This is a genomic window from Arthrobacter sp. TJ-263 (genome assembly GCF_058269155.1).
Window position 1 is genome coordinate 420,510 of sequence record NZ_JBZCNE010000001.1, and the last position, 14,591, is coordinate 435,100.

At 65.2% G+C, this 14,591-nt stretch carries 14 protein-coding genes; 5 read left to right on the forward strand and 9 right to left on the reverse strand.

Annotated elements, in window-relative coordinates:
• Window positions 1-32: 32 nt before the first annotated feature.
• The gene (glgC, locus tag AC4D2F_RS01940; RefSeq protein ID WP_104164889.1) at window positions 33-1,277 is read right to left on the reverse strand and encodes a glucose-1-phosphate adenylyltransferase; all 1,245 of its coding nucleotides are present in this window, start codon (window positions 1,275-1,277) and stop codon (window positions 33-35) included.
• 134 nt (window positions 1,278-1,411) lie between these two features.
• On the opposite strand from glgC, the gene glgA reads away from it, so the two are divergent.
• Window positions 1,412-2,605: a glycogen synthase gene (gene glgA, locus AC4D2F_RS01945; RefSeq protein WP_490909294.1), complete on the forward strand. Its 1,194-nt coding sequence runs from the start codon at window positions 1,412-1,414 to the stop codon at window positions 2,603-2,605.
• Window positions 2,606-3,128: 523 nt separating this feature from the next.
• On the opposite strand, the gene AC4D2F_RS01950 is transcribed toward glgA, so the two are convergent.
• Entirely contained in the window at window positions 3,129-3,875 is a 747-nt protein-coding gene (locus tag AC4D2F_RS01950) for a hypothetical protein (protein ID WP_490909295.1), read from the reverse strand.
• Between the two features lie 396 nt (window positions 3,876-4,271).
• Here AC4D2F_RS01950 and AC4D2F_RS01955 point away from each other — a divergent pair, with 396 nt between their 5' ends.
• Complete coding sequence (locus tag AC4D2F_RS01955) at window positions 4,272-4,484, forward strand: hypothetical protein (RefSeq protein WP_490909296.1); 213 nt, start codon at window positions 4,272-4,274, stop codon at window positions 4,482-4,484.
• A gap of 26 nt (window positions 4,485-4,510) precedes the next feature.
• Here AC4D2F_RS01955 and AC4D2F_RS01960 read toward each other — a convergent pair whose 3' ends face one another.
• The 4 genes from AC4D2F_RS01960 to AC4D2F_RS01975 form a co-directional block, all read right to left on the reverse strand.
• The gene (locus tag AC4D2F_RS01960) at window positions 4,511-4,786 is read right to left on the reverse strand and encodes a hypothetical protein (RefSeq protein ID WP_490909297.1); all 276 of its coding nucleotides are present in this window, start codon (window positions 4,784-4,786) and stop codon (window positions 4,511-4,513) included.
• A gap of 227 nt (window positions 4,787-5,013) precedes the next feature.
• Window positions 5,014-5,394, reverse strand: a complete 381-nt coding sequence (locus AC4D2F_RS01965; protein WP_490909298.1) for a hypothetical protein — start codon at window positions 5,392-5,394, stop codon at window positions 5,014-5,016.
• A gap of 519 nt (window positions 5,395-5,913) precedes the next feature.
• Window positions 5,914-6,093, reverse strand: coding sequence for a hypothetical protein (locus tag AC4D2F_RS01970; RefSeq protein WP_490909299.1), 180 nt, complete (start codon window positions 6,091-6,093; stop codon window positions 5,914-5,916).
• A gap of 73 nt (window positions 6,094-6,166) precedes the next feature.
• Window positions 6,167-7,009, reverse strand: a complete 843-nt coding sequence (locus AC4D2F_RS01975) for a GAF and ANTAR domain-containing protein (protein ID WP_490909300.1) — start codon at window positions 7,007-7,009, stop codon at window positions 6,167-6,169.
• 999 nt (window positions 7,010-8,008) lie between these two features.
• Here AC4D2F_RS01975 and AC4D2F_RS01980 point away from each other — a divergent pair.
• Together AC4D2F_RS01980 and AC4D2F_RS01985 are read left to right on the forward strand one after the other, a co-directional pair.
• Entirely contained in the window at window positions 8,009-9,199 is a 1,191-nt protein-coding gene (locus tag AC4D2F_RS01980) for a carboxylate-amine ligase (RefSeq protein ID WP_490909301.1), read from the forward strand.
• Window positions 9,200-9,487: 288 nt separating this feature from the next.
• On the forward strand, window positions 9,488-10,603 hold the full coding sequence (locus AC4D2F_RS01985) for a M20/M25/M40 family metallo-hydrolase (RefSeq protein ID WP_490909302.1): 1,116 nt from the start codon (window positions 9,488-9,490) through the stop codon (window positions 10,601-10,603).
• 396 nt (window positions 10,604-10,999) lie between these two features.
• Here the strand turns inward: AC4D2F_RS01985 and AC4D2F_RS01990 are convergent, their stop codons facing one another.
• On the reverse strand, window positions 11,000-11,251 hold the full coding sequence (locus tag AC4D2F_RS01990) for a hypothetical protein (RefSeq protein WP_490909303.1): 252 nt from the start codon (window positions 11,249-11,251) through the stop codon (window positions 11,000-11,002).
• A 358-nt stretch (window positions 11,252-11,609) separates the two neighbouring features.
• Between AC4D2F_RS01990 and AC4D2F_RS01995 the strand changes: the two genes are divergently transcribed.
• Complete coding sequence (locus AC4D2F_RS01995; RefSeq protein WP_490909304.1) at window positions 11,610-12,935, forward strand: ATP-grasp domain-containing protein; 1,326 nt, start codon at window positions 11,610-11,612, stop codon at window positions 12,933-12,935.
• A 231-nt stretch (window positions 12,936-13,166) separates the two neighbouring features.
• On the opposite strand, the gene AC4D2F_RS02000 is transcribed toward AC4D2F_RS01995, so the two are convergent.
• Together AC4D2F_RS02000 and AC4D2F_RS02005 are read right to left on the reverse strand one after the other, a co-directional pair.
• Window positions 13,167-13,388 carry a winged helix DNA-binding protein gene (locus AC4D2F_RS02000; RefSeq protein ID WP_490910507.1) on the reverse strand — a complete coding sequence of 74 codons (222 nt, stop codon included), beginning with the start codon at window positions 13,386-13,388 and terminating at the stop codon, window positions 13,167-13,169.
• A 198-nt stretch (window positions 13,389-13,586) separates the two neighbouring features.
• Window positions 13,587-14,510 (reverse strand): DUF1963 domain-containing protein, encoded by a 924-nt coding sequence (locus tag AC4D2F_RS02005; protein ID WP_490909305.1) that lies wholly within the window; start codon window positions 14,508-14,510, stop codon window positions 13,587-13,589.
• Window positions 14,511-14,591 lie beyond the last annotated feature (81 nt).

Genomic DNA, 14,591 nt, shown 5'->3' on the forward strand with positions numbered 1-14,591 from the left:
GGGGCCTCGTCACGTCTCGGGGCAGCTACCGATCAGTCCGACGGGATGATCTGGCCCTTGCTGACGATCGTGAGGCCGGAGTTCGTGACGGCGAAGCCGCGGCGCCGGTCCAGGTCCGCGTCGACGCCGATCCTCACTCCGGCGGGGATCCGGACGTTCTTGTCGATGATGGCCCGGCGCACCACCGCCCCGGCTCCGACGTTGACCTTGTCGAGCAGGACGCTGCCCGTCACCTCGGCGGCTTCGTCGATGAACACGTCGGTCGCGAGGATGGAGGTGTTCACCGCGCCCCCGGAGACGACGACGCCGGCGGAGACGATCGAGTCGTGGGCCTCGCCGGATCGCCCGGAGGCGCTGCGCACGAACTTGGCCGGCGGCGACACGCTCTGCCGTGTGTAGATGGGCCACTGCAGGTTGTACAGATTGAACAGCGGCAGGGGCGAGATGAGGTCCATGTTGGCGTCGTAGTACGAGTCCATGGTGCCGACGTCGCGCCAGTACTGGCGGTCTCGGTCGGTGGAGCCGGGGATCTCGTTGGTCGTGAAGTCGTAGACGGCGGCGTCGTTGCGTTCCACGAAGTAGGGGATGATGTCCCCGCCCATGTCGTGCTTGGTGTCCAGGCGCGCGGCGTCGTCCTCGAGCGCCTTCAGCAGGGCGTCGGTGGTGAAGACGTAGTTGCCCATGGAGGCGAGGAAGCTGTTGGGGTCGTCCGGGAGGCCGGGCGTGCTCTTCGGCTTCTCGACGAACGCCGCGATGCGCCCTGGATCGTCCTGGTCCACCTCGATCACGCCGAACTGGTCCACGAGGTCCATCGGCTGGCGGACGGCCGCGACGCTGACCGACGCCCCGCTCTTCACGTGCGCGTCGACCATCTGCTCGAAGTCCATCCGGTACACGTGGTCCGCGCCGATCACGACGACGATGTCCGGCTGCGCGTCGTGGATCAGGTTCAGCGACTGGTAGATCGCGTTCGCACTGCCGAGGAACCAGCTCTTGCCCCGGCGCTGCTGCGCGGGAACCGAGGCGATGTACTGCTGGAGCTGCGTGGACATCCGCCACGTCTCCGAGATGTGCCGGTCCAGGCTGTGGGACTTGTACTGCGTCAGTACAACGATCTGGAGGTAGCCGGAATTGACGAGGTTCGACAGCGCGAAGTCGATGAGCCGGTAGCTGCCGGCGAACGGCACGGCCGGTTTCGCCCTGTCCGCCGTGAGCGGCATCAGGCGTTTGCCTTCGCCGCCCGCCAGAACCACGGCAAGTACTTTCTTCGGTGCCACTTCAGACCCCCCGCTCTTCGTTGAGTGTTCTGCCTGCTCGATAGGTGGTCGATCAGCGTTGGTACACACAGCCCGGAACCCTTCCGGTTTCTTCACACTAGAGGACAGGGGACGCACTGCACTACGTTGGGGGAGTGCGAGTAGACATTGTGACCAAGGAGTTCCCGCCCGAGATCTACGGTGGAGCGGGGGTACATGTCGCCGAGCTCAGCAGGGTCCTCGCCCCGCAGGTCGATCTCCGGGTCCACGCGTTCGGGGCGCCCCGGTCGGGGGAGTACCACGGCGCCTCCGTGCTCTCCTACGGCGTGCCGGAAGGCCTCGCCGGAGCCAATCCGGCCGTCCAGACCCTGGGCACGGACCTGCAGATGCTGGGCGCGCTGGCGGGTGCGGACCTCGTGCATTCCCACACCTGGTACGCCAACATGGCCGGGCACCTCGCCTCCCTCCTGCACGGCATCCCGCACGTCCTCAGCGCGCACAGCCTCGAGCCGCTGCGCCCCTGGAAGGCCGAGCAGCTCGGGGGCGGCTACGCGGTATCCTCCTGGGTGGAGAAGACGTCCTACGAGGCGGCGGCCGCCGTCATCGCCGTGTCCGCCGGCATGCGGGCGGACATCCTGCGCAGCTACCCCGACGTCGACCCCGACAAGGTCCACGTGGTCCACAACGGGATCGACGTCGCCCAGTGGTCCCGCGACGAGGACGACGACGCCCTGCGTGCGCACGGCATCGATCCCGACCGCCCGAGCGTGGTCTTCGTGGGCCGCAATACGCGGCAGAAGGGTGTCCCGTATCTGCTGCGTGCAGCGGCGCACCTGCCGGCGGACGTCCAGCTGGTCCTCTGCCTCGGAGCCGCGGACACGCCCGAACTGGCCGCCGAGACCGAGGTGCTCATCTCCGAGCTGCGGGAGAAACGGGGCTCGGTGGTACTCATCGAGAAGATGCTGCCGCGCCGGGAGGTCGTCCAGATCCTGAGCCACGCCACCGTCTTCGCGTGCCCCTCCATCTACGAGCCCCTCGGGATCGTCAACCTCGAGGCCATGGCGTGCGGCGCTGCCGTCGTCGCGTCGGCGACCGGCGGCATCCCCGAGGTGATCGACGACGGCGTGACCGGCACCCTCGTGCCCCTGGAACAGGTACAGGACGGCACCGGGACGCCCTTGGATCCGGAGCGGTTCGTCCAGGACTTCGCCGCCGCGCTGAATGCCCTCGTGGGCGATCCCGCGCGGGCGTCCGCGATGGGCGCCGCGGGTCGGCAGCGGGCGGAACGGCACTTCGACTGGGGATCGATCGCGGAGACGACCCTCGGGGTGTACCGCAGCGTCCTCTGATCCCGTCGACGTGGTGTTGCTGCCCGGTTCCGAGGAGGAGGCAGCCCCCTGCTCGTCGTCGAAGTTCACGCCCCGGTCCACGGGTCGGCAGACACGAACCGGATCGTCCGCATGTCCATCCAGTCCAGCCGCGACGGAAGCTGTGAACACAGGTATCCGCGGGCGACGAGCCGAGGCACCCGATGTGGAGTCTGCAGGTCTAGCCCGCCGCGAGGCCGAACGAGACGCGCTCCTGCATCAAGGAGGGGCTGGCCCAGGCGGCGCCGTGGTCCTGGAGAGACATCTCAGCGAAAGGATACTTTGACCGGGCGGGCGGCGAGGTCCGACGGCGGGTTCGCGAACCAACATCGGCTGTGGATCACAGCGCTGAACGGCCGGCTTTCCGCACCGCTACGTGGCGTGCCGGATGGGGCAACCCGCCTCGCATCCCCTGCGTATCGAGACACTGAGGCTATGAGACGCCCACGTGGGTTCGGAGAAGGAGCCGGAGCCCATGGGCGGGATCACCTATCGCATCAGCTGGTCACATGTCGGACCGGAACACGATCGAGTCGAAGACGGCGCGTGCCTCGCTCGTCAGCTCCGGATTGATCGATTCGTGGAATTGGGTCACCCAGATCACTGCGCGCTGGCCCTCCAGGTCGACCACCCGGTAGGTCTCGCGTTCATCCTGAGTCGAGTACCAGCGTGAGCATTCGTTCGAGAATCCTGAGTGGAGGCAGAACTTGTCGCGGTCACAGGCGGTGATGTCCACGTCGCCCTCGATGGAGTGGTCGAACTCGAAGCCGGAGTAATCGCCCACCACGACTTCGACGGGAGGGGTGCTGGCCGTCGACGTCTGCGCCGTCATGGCGTCGACGAAGGCTTCAGCGGACGGACCTACCTCGACGAGCGCGCCCACCCACGCGCATGAATCCGTCGGCACATAATCCGCGGGCCACCAAGCCACGACGACGGCCCCTTCATCCGGGTGGGCCGGGTCGTCCTTGGACAGGACGTCACCGCCGTCGCTCAACCAGCCGTCCGGGACGGTGATCTCGAAAGGCTCCGTGTAGCTGGTGACGAGGTATGTGCCGGCGTCGATGTCGCCGCTGTCCGGCAAGGGTGGGACCGCGCCGGCCTCCGTCGTCGGAGAACTGGTGGGCGGGAGGGAGGCGTCGTCGGGTGCAGACTCGCACCCGCCGAGGCATCCAATCAACGCGATAGCCACCAGGAGCAAGAGATGGCGCGACCGCTGAGCGGCCTTCTCGAGGGGTGTCAGGGAGCTCATCGATCCACCAGGCCGCTACAGGGTGCTGTGAGGCCCCGCAGCCGGATGACCCCGCGGGCGGCACGAGATGGGATGCCGTCGCCTCAAGTCTCCTCCGGCACAGAACCCGTGACAATAAGAGTCGGACGGAGATCAGTCTCGACTCATGCACTCCGCCGAAATGACAGGAGCGCCGTGAAGCAGTGTCGAGAAAACGCCGAATTCGAGGCGGCTTCTCACTGCCCTGATCCGACTAGCCCGAGAAATCTGGCGGTGGCCTACGGCTCGTAACCCGTGGGTTGCAACACACCAGGACGAGACACCACCAGCTCTGTGAGTCCCAGCGCTCAATGGCAGGATTGTCCCAGCGCTTTATGGTTGATCGCCTGATTCCGCGGACGATCCTTCATCGGGAAAGTGGGGCTGCTGGACGATTTCGAAGGCATCTTCGTCGAAGACAAGTTCCTTGCAGTCACCGTGCACTGGCGTCGTGCACCGGACCGGGATGGCGCCGTCAAGCTCGTCGCCCCGCTCATCCAAGAAGTGACTGACACGTACGCGCTGCGCCACGAGCCCGGCAAGTTCGTCGAGGAGCTTCGGGTCCCGACGCGCGAGCCCTTGCGCATGTGATGCGCGTTCGGCGTCGTTCCAGCCCGTCAGATGCCAATGAGGAGCAGCATGCAGGGAAGCATCGCGATCTGCATGGGAATACCCCTGCCGCTGCGGTCATATTCTCCGTCGTAGGGCATCCGGGTATCCCATGGAACATTGAGAAGAACGAAGCCAGCGATTGAAACACAGGCTACGAGAGCAATCGGGCTGAGGGCGCGAAGGAATTTGGTGGCCTTCTTGCCCAGCCGCAGGTCCTCCGTAGTGAATCCCTCTGGCGTGGACCCATCCCCGGCGCCAAGGTTCGCGACTTCGCTCACCATCTCCTCGTTCGAGCCCGGCGCAGGTTGTTTCCTTCGAGCTCAAGAGAGGATGGTAATGCTTACTGCTAGAAGTGGCTCCGGTGTGACGGATATACCTGGCCCCACTTCATGACGCGCCCCGACAGTACTACCGGCGAATCGACCACCCGATGAATGAACTCCGAGCGGTGGAGGATCGTCAGTCGCGTCGGATGGCCCACGGTATTTCTATGCCTGTTCGGGAGCAGCTACTCGGATGCAGCAGCGGAGACGCGGGTTTTCCTGCCAGCAGCTTCTACGGCGGCGGCGATACCGAGCATCATTGCCACGCCAATGGTGGTACCGAAAGCGAGAAGTACAGCTCCCACCATCCACAGCCCGGTCACGTCCGTCGCGGCGGCCGTCGTGATCCACGCGAACGTGAAGGACGCTGGAAGGACCAGGAGGGCGACGGCGACATGCAGGAGACGGTAGGCGAACCAGACCACCACGATGCTGCAGAGAAAAGCTCCGACGCCCTGCCACACTGCGTATGGGCCGCCCATTCTTCCGGTGGCCGCGTCGTACTGGTACTCGGTATCCCAGGCGAACCAGCCGAACCAAAGCCCGGCCGACAGAACGGCGATCAACGCTACTGATGCCCATTGCTGTGCAGCGGGCCGATCACGATTCCGAGTCAAGTGCATGCTTCACACTAAGCCGGGCACCGGGCGCTCACCGACAACCTCGAGTCGAGACTTATATTTATCCGCGACGGCCCTGATCAGCTCGCGGGCGGAGCCATAAGATCATGGCTCAAATTCCCTCCAGTGGAGGATCCGGTTTGCGGACCCCGTTCGATCAATCGAACCGTACGGGGGCTCTGGCGGGTCCTCCTCAGCCAGGTCAACCAGCGCCTCGCCATGATGGGCGGCCACGAGGGTCGAGGACCCCTCCAATGCTCGTTGAAGGTTGTCCGGGTCCTTCGTGGAGGCCAACCGCTCCACCGCACCGTACAACGTGAGAACTTCGCTGAGCGGCAGGTCCTCGGCCCTCACTACACCTATGGTCGTCATACTTCATCCGGACACGCAGCCCAATCGGCGAGAGAGCCGGCGCGTGCTCGCTCGCTGGACCATCGTTCACGGGGTGATGGCGGGCGTGCGGTGCTAGTTGTCGTTTCCTCGTGCGTCGTCGCCCTGGTCGGTATCGATGCCGTTGTTGTCGTCGTAATTGCCGGTGTCCGTACCGGGGTCGTCGCTATCGTTACTGCCGAGGTCGCATCCTCCGAGGAAGAGGCTGGAAGCCGCAAGGAATGCTGCGATCGTCGTGCTTTTCTTGGTGGCCATGAAGTTTCTCCATTCGGTGGTGAAGCAGTGGTTGATGGTGGTGTGATGCCCTCGAACTGTTGGTGCGGATTCTTCAGTCGAAGTGGGTGTCGGGTCCCTGATGGTTGATGGTGACGACGAGTTCATGGGCGAGGTCGCGGAGTTTGACCTGACGGTGGCTGGACGCTGACTTCATGATGGCGACCGCCGCGGTCTGGCTGCACTTGTTCTGGGCCATGATGATGCCGGCGGCGAGGTCGATGACGGTCCGGGACTGGAGCGCGGCGTTCAGATGCCCGGCCTTCTCCGCGAGCGTGGCGATCCGTACGGCCAGACGCAGGGAACGGGAGGCTTCTCGCGCGAAGAACCCCGCGGCGTGCCTAGCCTCGGCGGTGAACGTGTTCGACGCTGTGGAGTACAGGTTCAGTCCGCACTTCGCCTCACCATCGAGAGGGATCGGCACGCCGAGGATGGACGACGCGCCGTGGCGGGTCACCTCGGCCAGGTACTCCGGCCACCGCTGATCGGTCCTCGTGTCAGGGACATGGACCGGCTGGTCGGTCCGGGCCGCGGTCAGGCACGGCCCATCGCCGTAGGAGTACTGCAGCTCATCGAGCCGCCGGGCCTCGGGACTGCTACTGGCGATCGTCACATTGGTCCGTGGTCGAAGGAGCGTCACCCCGCAGAACACGTCGTGCCCGTGCCCGGCGAGGTGTTCGGTGGCGGCCCGGGCGAGGCTGTCGAGGAAGGTTTCGACGTCGGTGCTGTCCAGGACGAGGTCCTGCAGGTAGATCGCCGTGTGGGCAGGTGTTCCCGGCAGGAACTGCTCATATTCGTCCTCGAAGAAATCATCGAATTCGTGCTCCGCAAGTACGGGACGATCAACTGCGGCCGGTGCTGCGGACGGTGCTGCGGACGGTGCTACGGACGCTGTCACGGAGAGTGCCGCTGGGGGAGCCGGGAGGGGAGTCTCGGCTGGAGGCACGAAAAATTCGTTGTCGTTGATGATGCTTCCTCGGAGGCCGTTGACGGTGTACCCGCGCCAGGGAAGTCCGGGCGGGCCACCGATGGCGCACCGCTTACTGCTAAACGACTTTCCTACGCTACCGCCGGTCACAGTCATCAGCGGGGGCTGCCCGGACGAAGCAATCCATTAACTTCCGCCAGCACGTCGTGGCGGCGGGGTACCAACCAGTGGCCGTTCCACGAGGAGTAACCCGCACCAGCCCGACCGACACGACAGAAGCAGTAGTGAACCGCACACTGGTTGGCACCAACGCCGCCGGGACCGGGCGGGACGAGTAGCTACTGTCCCTACGGGACCAGCGCGAAGCCATCGAGGTCCAGGCACGGTGAAGGCCTACTCTTCGCCGGGATCGGACTTCGACGCCCGGCATCGGCGTCACGATCTGCTTCCGCACCTTCGCCGCGATAATGAGCCAGCACTTCGTAAGCGCAGTTCACCCGGTCCACTACGCTCCTGAATTTCGATCCACAACGAACGGGGGGGCTGCACCGACGATCTCGACCAGCGGAATGATCGTTCCTACGCCGCCCTAGCGGGCTGCTGGTGACTGTAGTGAGCCTCGTCCTGATGCTGGCAGCCGAATCCAGAGTGCCGATAACGGCTGTTGTCCAGGCCTTTCATGGAGGCGATGACATCGCCTCACGCCTGCACGGTGGCGGCAAGCACGGTCCGCCGGACGCGTTCACTCTTGTGCATGGAGAAGAACGATCCTGCCGTCAAGGAACAGCGTTACAGCGGGTACAGCTGGATCGCCCTTTCGGCGGCCCACTGCCGTGCGTACTCTGAGGACATCGAAGGCGTGGTTCCAGCGGGCTGGTGGTTGTGGGTTCTTGTAGGAAGCTTGTTCATGCTTCGATGGCGGCCGGTCCGCGCATCTTCGGGTCGGCGGCCTTCCTCAAAGGAATTGCCGTGAATTCATCAACGAGTAGGCAGGGTGTCCGTCCCGTTGGCAGCGGTCGAAGGACCTTCGGCGTCGAGGAGGAATTCCTGCTGGTCGACCCCGGGACGGGCCAGCCGGCACCTGTGGCAGAGCAGGCACTTCGGCGCAGGTCCAACCGTCAAGGGTTCGTCGCCGGCCCGGTCCTGACTCCGGAGGTCCAGCAGGAGCAACTTAAAGTTGTCAGCCCTGTCTGTACCACCTTGCAGGAGATGGCTGGAGCAATCAGGGAGGGCCGCGGTCTGGCCGATGAGGCCGCACGGTCGGTGGGCACCAGGGCGGTGGCGCTGGCGACCAGCCCGGTCGCGGTCACTCCGACACCGGTGCCGCAGCCCCGCTTCCTGGAGATGGCCGCCCGGTTCGGGCTGACTTTCCGGGAACAGCTCACGTGCGGCTTCCATGTCCACGTCGGCGTTGACTCCGGCGCGGAAGGCGTAGCGGTGCTGGACCGGATCCGTGTCTGGCTGCCGGTCCTGCTGGCCCTGAGCGCGAACTCCCCGTTCTGGCAGGGAGACAACAGCGGCTACGCGAGCTTCCGCTACCAGGCGTACGGCCGGTGGCCGACGTCGGGACCCTGCCGGCGGTTCGGATCCGAACGGGCGTACCGAAACCATGTCCAGTCATTGCTGGCTGCGGGCGTCCTTGTTGACGAGGGCATGGTGTACTTCGACGCCCGCCTCTCCCGCCATCATCCGACGGTCGAGGTGCGCATCGCCGACGTCTGCCTGGAACCCGAACACGCCACGACAATCGCCGCCCTCGTGCGGGCACTCACGGAACGAGCCGTCCAGGAATGGCGGGCCGGAACCCCTGCCCCGCATCGGTCAGACACGCACCTGCGTCTCGCGGCGTGGCACGCCAGCAGATCCGGAGTAGGAGGCAACCTCCTCCACCCGGTACTGAACACCCCGTGTCCGGCTGCCGAAGCGGTCGAGGCCCTCCTGGCTCATGTCCGCCCCGTCCTGGCCGGAAGCGGCGACGACGAGCAAGTGGCCCTGGGCATCTCGCAGATCCTCACCGCAGGCACGGGCTCATGCAGGCAACTCGAAACGATGGCGAACAGCCAGAGCTTGGCCGCGGTGGTGGCGGACGCCGTCGAACGCACCCAGGGCACCTCCACCGCCACGCAGTCCCGGTCCCCTCGCTGCAAGACACCTGACTGATTCGATTGGATCAACGATGAATGCTGACGGAAACGTTCGACACTACATCGACGCCCACACGCCGCTGCTCGTGGACAGACTCACGGAGTGGGTCCGCATCCCGTCCGTGGCGGGCGTCCCGGAGCGCAAACACCACCTCACCCGGTCCGCCAACTGGCTCGCGGGGGAGCTGCGGGGGGTGGGTTTCCGACCACGGAGATCTGGAAGGGGGCATAGGGTCCCGCGGTTTTCGCTGAATGGTCCGGCAACCCCGGGGCCCCGACCATCCTGATCTACGGCCACCATGACGTGCGCGCGGTCAAGGAGGAGAACTGGGACCAGACCACTCCGTTCGATCCGGTACTTCGCGACGGCAGGCTCTACGGCCGAGGAACTTCAGACGCCAAAGGACAGGTCATGGCTCACGTCTGGGGACTCCGGGCCCACCTCAGTGCCACGGGACGCACCACTCCGGCAGTGAACCTCAAGCTGATCGTCGAAGGGGAGGAAGAGGCCGGCTCTCCCGGCCTGGCAGAACTTCTTCAGGACCACCGCGCCGGCCTTGATGCGGACGCCGTGGTCGTCTCCGACACCCTGCTGTGGCACGCGGACCATCCCGCTATCTGCACCAGCATCCGCGGCATGCTCGGCGCACACATGGAGGTCTACGGGCCCCTCACCGACATTCACAGCGGTGCCGTGTCCGGGCCGGCCCCCAACCCGGCCCTTGAACTCAGCAGACTGCTCGGGCAGTTGCACGACGACAAGGGAAGGATCACCTTCCCGGGATTCTACGACGACGTCGAGGACATCACCCCCCGCCGCCGGGCTGAACTGGCCGCACTGCCTTTCGACCCGCAGGACTGGCTGAAGCGCTCACACACACGCAGTATCTCGGGGGAGTACGGATACTCGGTACTCGAACGGCTGTGGGAGCGCCCGTCGTTGGAAGTCATTGCACTGGCGGCCGGGGACCCCATCGGTGTGCAACGTGCGGCCATCCCGTCCATGGCGTCCGCAGACCTGAGAATCCGCACCGTCGCCGGGCAGAACATCCAGGACGTGGCAGGGCAGGTGCGGCGCTGGGTGGAGGAGAACATCAGTGCCGGCTACGCGTACGAGCTGTCTCTTGACCTCGAGAATGCGCAGGAACCGTACCGGACTCCGGATTGCCTGGTGCTGGAGACTCTCTCCACGGCAATGGCCCACGGTTTCCAGAAGGAGGAGGTGGGGCGGATGGGAAACGCCGGCGGCGGACCCGCGGAGATACTTTCCCGCGCACTGGATGTACCCGTGGTCTTCTTCGGTACCGGACTTGTGGAAGACAACTGGCACGACAGCGACGAGAGCGTCAGCATCGACATCCTGAAAGCCGGCGCCGCGACGCTGGCCTTCCTCTGGGAGGAACTCGGCCGACGGACCTGAACGTGGTGTCGGAGCTGGCGCGTAGCGATACAGACACCGGACCCGTCGGCGGGTTCACTCACACGCTGCTGCCTGGACGGTCAAGGCAATATGCGCGAGGACCCAAACACTTCTAGCTCTGGAGATCGAAGTCGAGGCGCCGCGATTCAGCCGGGGACCAAGCCCTCCACGAGCTCCCTGATGCCCCTGAGGCGAGACGCGATGATCGACGACGATCCTTTCGCCTGAGTCCATCCAGCCAATCGCCGCGACACTGCAGGGACTGGCCCTCAATTGCTCCAAGGAGCGCTGCGCAGAGGCATCGCTCAACGCACTCACCGACCCGGCGTGAGAGCCGACGAGGTGGCGTCAGGACCGGGGAAGAATCTTCGTGCACGGATTTCGCCCTGGTTCCGATCAACCGTCGTCGCCGTCGTCATCGCTCGTGTCGTCGCCATCGTCATCGCTCGTGTCATCGCTGTCACCGTCGTCACCGTCGTCACCGTCGTCGCCGCTGTTGTCTTGTTGGTTGTCTTGGTTCTGAGAATCGTCTTGTTGCTCCTGGTTGTTGGTAAAGCCCTCATCCTGGGGTGGGTTGTCACAGCTCGTGAGGGCAAGGGCGATCAGTGTGGCGAGAACAGCAAAAAGCTTTGGCAGGCGGGTTCTCATGGAGATTCCTCTTCGTTGTAGTGGTGAAGTCTTTGGCCAGTGAGGTCGTATCGCTACTGCTCGTCAGCGCTCCTGAACCGTGATTGCTGACTGGCAGGATCGAGATGGAGGTTCCCCTCGAGCCACGCTATGCACTGACCATGAGAAGGACATGAGACTTCCACCAGCTCCGTGATGTGAGTGGGGCACCAGCAGCGCCACTGCTCCCCGCGCAGCAGAGCCGGACTCGTGCGTGGCGTGGGGTTGTCGGTCGCTGATCCGAGTGCCTGCGTCCGACCTCTCTCATGCTCTCCTCATCTGCCGTTTGTAGGCTTCAGCAGTAGAGAAGCTGGTGAACGCGACGATGAAGGGGGTAGGGATGAGCGCCGTGGAACAGGAATCAGATCCCGGATTGGTGCGCGCGGCGGAAACGCGAAACGACCCGACGCTGGCGCGGGTTTTATCGACCTCGGGTCGATCGCCGGTTGAGGCTCCGCTGAGTGCCTTGATCGTGGGAACGGGCCGGGACCGGGGTGCTTTGGCTGCCGCCCGGTCACTGGCTGCTGCCGGATGGCGTGTGGGGCTCGGGACTCCGGAGGGCGGCGGCATGGCGGGAGCATCACGAGCCGTGATGGCGCGGCACACTGTTCCCCGTCCACGCGGAGACGGTGAGGCGTTCGTGCTCGGGGTCAGGGCTGCCGTGCGGGCCGGGCGCTACGCGGTGGTCTTCGGTTCCGGAGACGACTGGATGGCCGCCGTTTCCACCTATCAGCGCCTAATTCCGGCGCTCAATCCCCACCCTCCGGCGAGCGTCGTCTCGGATGCCTTGGACAAGGTCCGGCTCGCTGAGCATGCTGCCGCAGCGGGCTTATCCACTCCCGTGATTCGTGATGCCGACGAGGCGGGCGTCCAGTCCTGGCGCGGCCCGGTCGTCGTCAAGAGCCGTGCCCACTGGAACCCGGGACAAACCCGGCAGACCCGCATGGAAGCGAGAACTTATTCCACGATCAGCGCGGCCGAACCCCGGATTCGTGATCTGCAGGCGGCAGGTGCCCACCCCGTGCTTCAAACGCCGATCGTGGGGCGGTTGAGCGCTCTCATCGGGATTTTCGACCGGGGACGCCTCACCGCGCGGGTGCAGCAGGAAAGTACGAGGTTGTGGCCCACACCCAATGGGGTCTCGACGCGGGCAGTCACGGTGCCGATCGATGAGTCGCTTGTCTCCCGCGCGGAACAGCTTCTGCAAGGACTGGGCTGGCGGGGCCTAGTCGAACTCCAATTCCTCATCGACAGTGCCAACACCTATCACCTCATCGACCTCAACGGCCGCTTCTTCGGTTCCATGCGACTCGCGGAGGCCGCCAGACCCGGGCTGATCGATCTGTGGGGTCGCCTCACGCTAGGAACCGAACACCGGGGGCTCCCGGACGGAGTGCCCGGACTTCGTTACGCCTGGACGGCAGGAGATCTTCGCCGCGCCATAGTTGAGCGGCGCGGCGGGTACATCCGCGATGTCGCCGACACCCTCCACTGGGCCGCCACCTCACGGCACAGTGTGTGGGAGGTCTCCGACCTTGGCCCCACCATCGAGCTGATCAAAGCCCGCCTATCAAGACGCCAACACTCCGCTGACACCACTACTGGTTCGTTCGTGGGGGAGCGGGAAGTGTCGGGTTCGAGCGCAGAGCGAGACATGCGTGCGTGAAAAGAAATGCCTCCGCGGTGAGGTCCCGTAAGAAGCTGCGGTCAGTGGTGATGGCTGGCGCGTTGCCTGCCCGGAGTAGGTCTGAGATAACCCTGCCCGGAATCGGTCGAGGAACTTCAGGGCTTCCTCTGGTGAGTTGAGGTCGACCGCCAGCGCATAGACACCACTCAGGTCCAATACGGGCATCACGGAACCCGTCGTCTCCTGAGCTGCACAGTGCTGTACGGGGATCTACCGGGCCCGTGCAAGCGGTCCGGCGGCGTGCGCCGAGCACCTCGGTAGACTCACCAGCACGACCAGAGAATTCAGCTGCGGTCCCCTGTGCTGCTCTATGCTCTGGCCTCGGGCTGTGATCCGGACGCGTATCGAACGTCCATCCGAGGTGTCCCGGGCTCTCAAAACCAGCCCCTTGAGCTCGAGTCTCTTGAGTACATTGCCTATGGTCCGCGTCAGTCAAGCGGGCGGCAGTACTCAACAAGCGGATGGTCGTCCATTGTGCCGCATTCGTGTCCACCCTCTCTCTGTCCCTTATCCACCATTACCTTCACAGACTATGACAGGTTCAAGTGGCCCCACGCGGTCTTCGCTCAAGCTCCCATGGTCATTTGTCAGGCCCGGACCGAGGAGGGGGGTTCTCACGGGTCTTGGCCGTCAGTCGGTGCGGATGAGGCACCAGGCCCGTTCGAAGGCCCGTGCCTGGAGGTCGGATTCACGGACCCAGACTTCGAGGTTGCCCGCATCGCCGAACCATCCTGCGAGGGCCGTCCACGACTCGATGTCCAGGATCAGCCGGTACTCGTCCCCGGGCTCCAGCGGCAGGACGCCCGGGAGGATGTCGTCGACAGCGGTGATCCGGCCGCGGTGGCTGTGGCCGTAGGCATGACTGAACGGTATGGGTATCCCCTTCGGTGACCCGGTGCGCTGGGCGAGCCACCCCTTCTGCAGGTCGAGCTCCAGGGCTTCGATCAGTTCGAATCGGTCCTGAGGCCCGCCGGCGACATCCGCGGCGGAGGGCAGCGTGAAGCCCGGCATCGGCAGGCACAGCTGGCACACATCGGTGGGGGTGTCCAAGTCCTCCGGTGGGTCGATCAGCACCGAGCGGTCCGGAGTCTGCACCCAGCGGACCTGCCAACCGCGGGCAGCGCCGTCGGCGGGGTCGTAGCCGAAGGACTCGAGGTCGTGGAAGACCTCGAGTACGCCGTCGGTGGGGAGTCCCTCGCGCAGCTGTCCCGTGGGCCACGCCGCCTTGCCCACGGCGTCGGTGGTCGCACCCAGGTCGCCGAGGTGGATCGTGGCCACGTGGGCCAGTGCCTTGCCGTCGGTGCGACGGGGCCACTCCTCCAGGGGGCCGACCGCGGGCCCGCCCAGCCAGGACAGCCACCCGCCGTCGGGCCACAGCTCGCGGAGCTCGGCCTCACTCGGGCATCCGGGCTCGAAGGACTGCTCGCTGAAGACCGGAGAGAAGACGGCCTCCTGCAGCAGCTCGCCGGCGCCCTCGGCCTTCAACCACTTCTCCACCTGACCATAGGGTCCGTGGATCGGCCGTGTCGGGACTTTCTTGGTCATCCGGGTCATGGCTCCTATCCTTGCCCTTCCGTGGAAAAGGTGAAGCGGGGGCAGTGGCCCCGCTCCGCATTAGATCACTGTCGGATCAGA

Bases quoted from the DNA above. Each gene is read 5' to 3' on its own strand.
- AC4D2F_RS01950 (WP_490909295.1), bottom strand. From the start codon at position 3,875: ATGAGCTCCCTGACACCCCTCGAGAAGGCCGCTCAGCGGTCGCGCCAT.
- AC4D2F_RS01960 (WP_490909297.1), bottom strand. From the start codon at position 4,786: ATGGTGAGCGAAGTCGCGAACCTTGGCGCCGGGGATGGGTCCACGCCA.
- AC4D2F_RS01970 (WP_490909299.1), bottom strand. From the start codon at position 6,093: ATGGCCACCAAGAAAAGCACGACGATCGCAGCATTCCTTGCGGCTTCC.
- AC4D2F_RS01990 (WP_490909303.1), bottom strand. From the start codon at position 11,251: ATGAGAACCCGCCTGCCAAAGCTTTTTGCTGTTCTCGCCACACTGATC.
- AC4D2F_RS01995 (WP_490909304.1), top strand. From the start codon at position 11,610: ATGAGCGCCGTGGAACAGGAATCAGATCCCGGATTGGTGCGCGCGGCG.
- AC4D2F_RS02005 (WP_490909305.1), bottom strand. From the start codon at position 14,510: ATGACCCGGATGACCAAGAAAGTCCCGACACGGCCGATCCACGGACCC.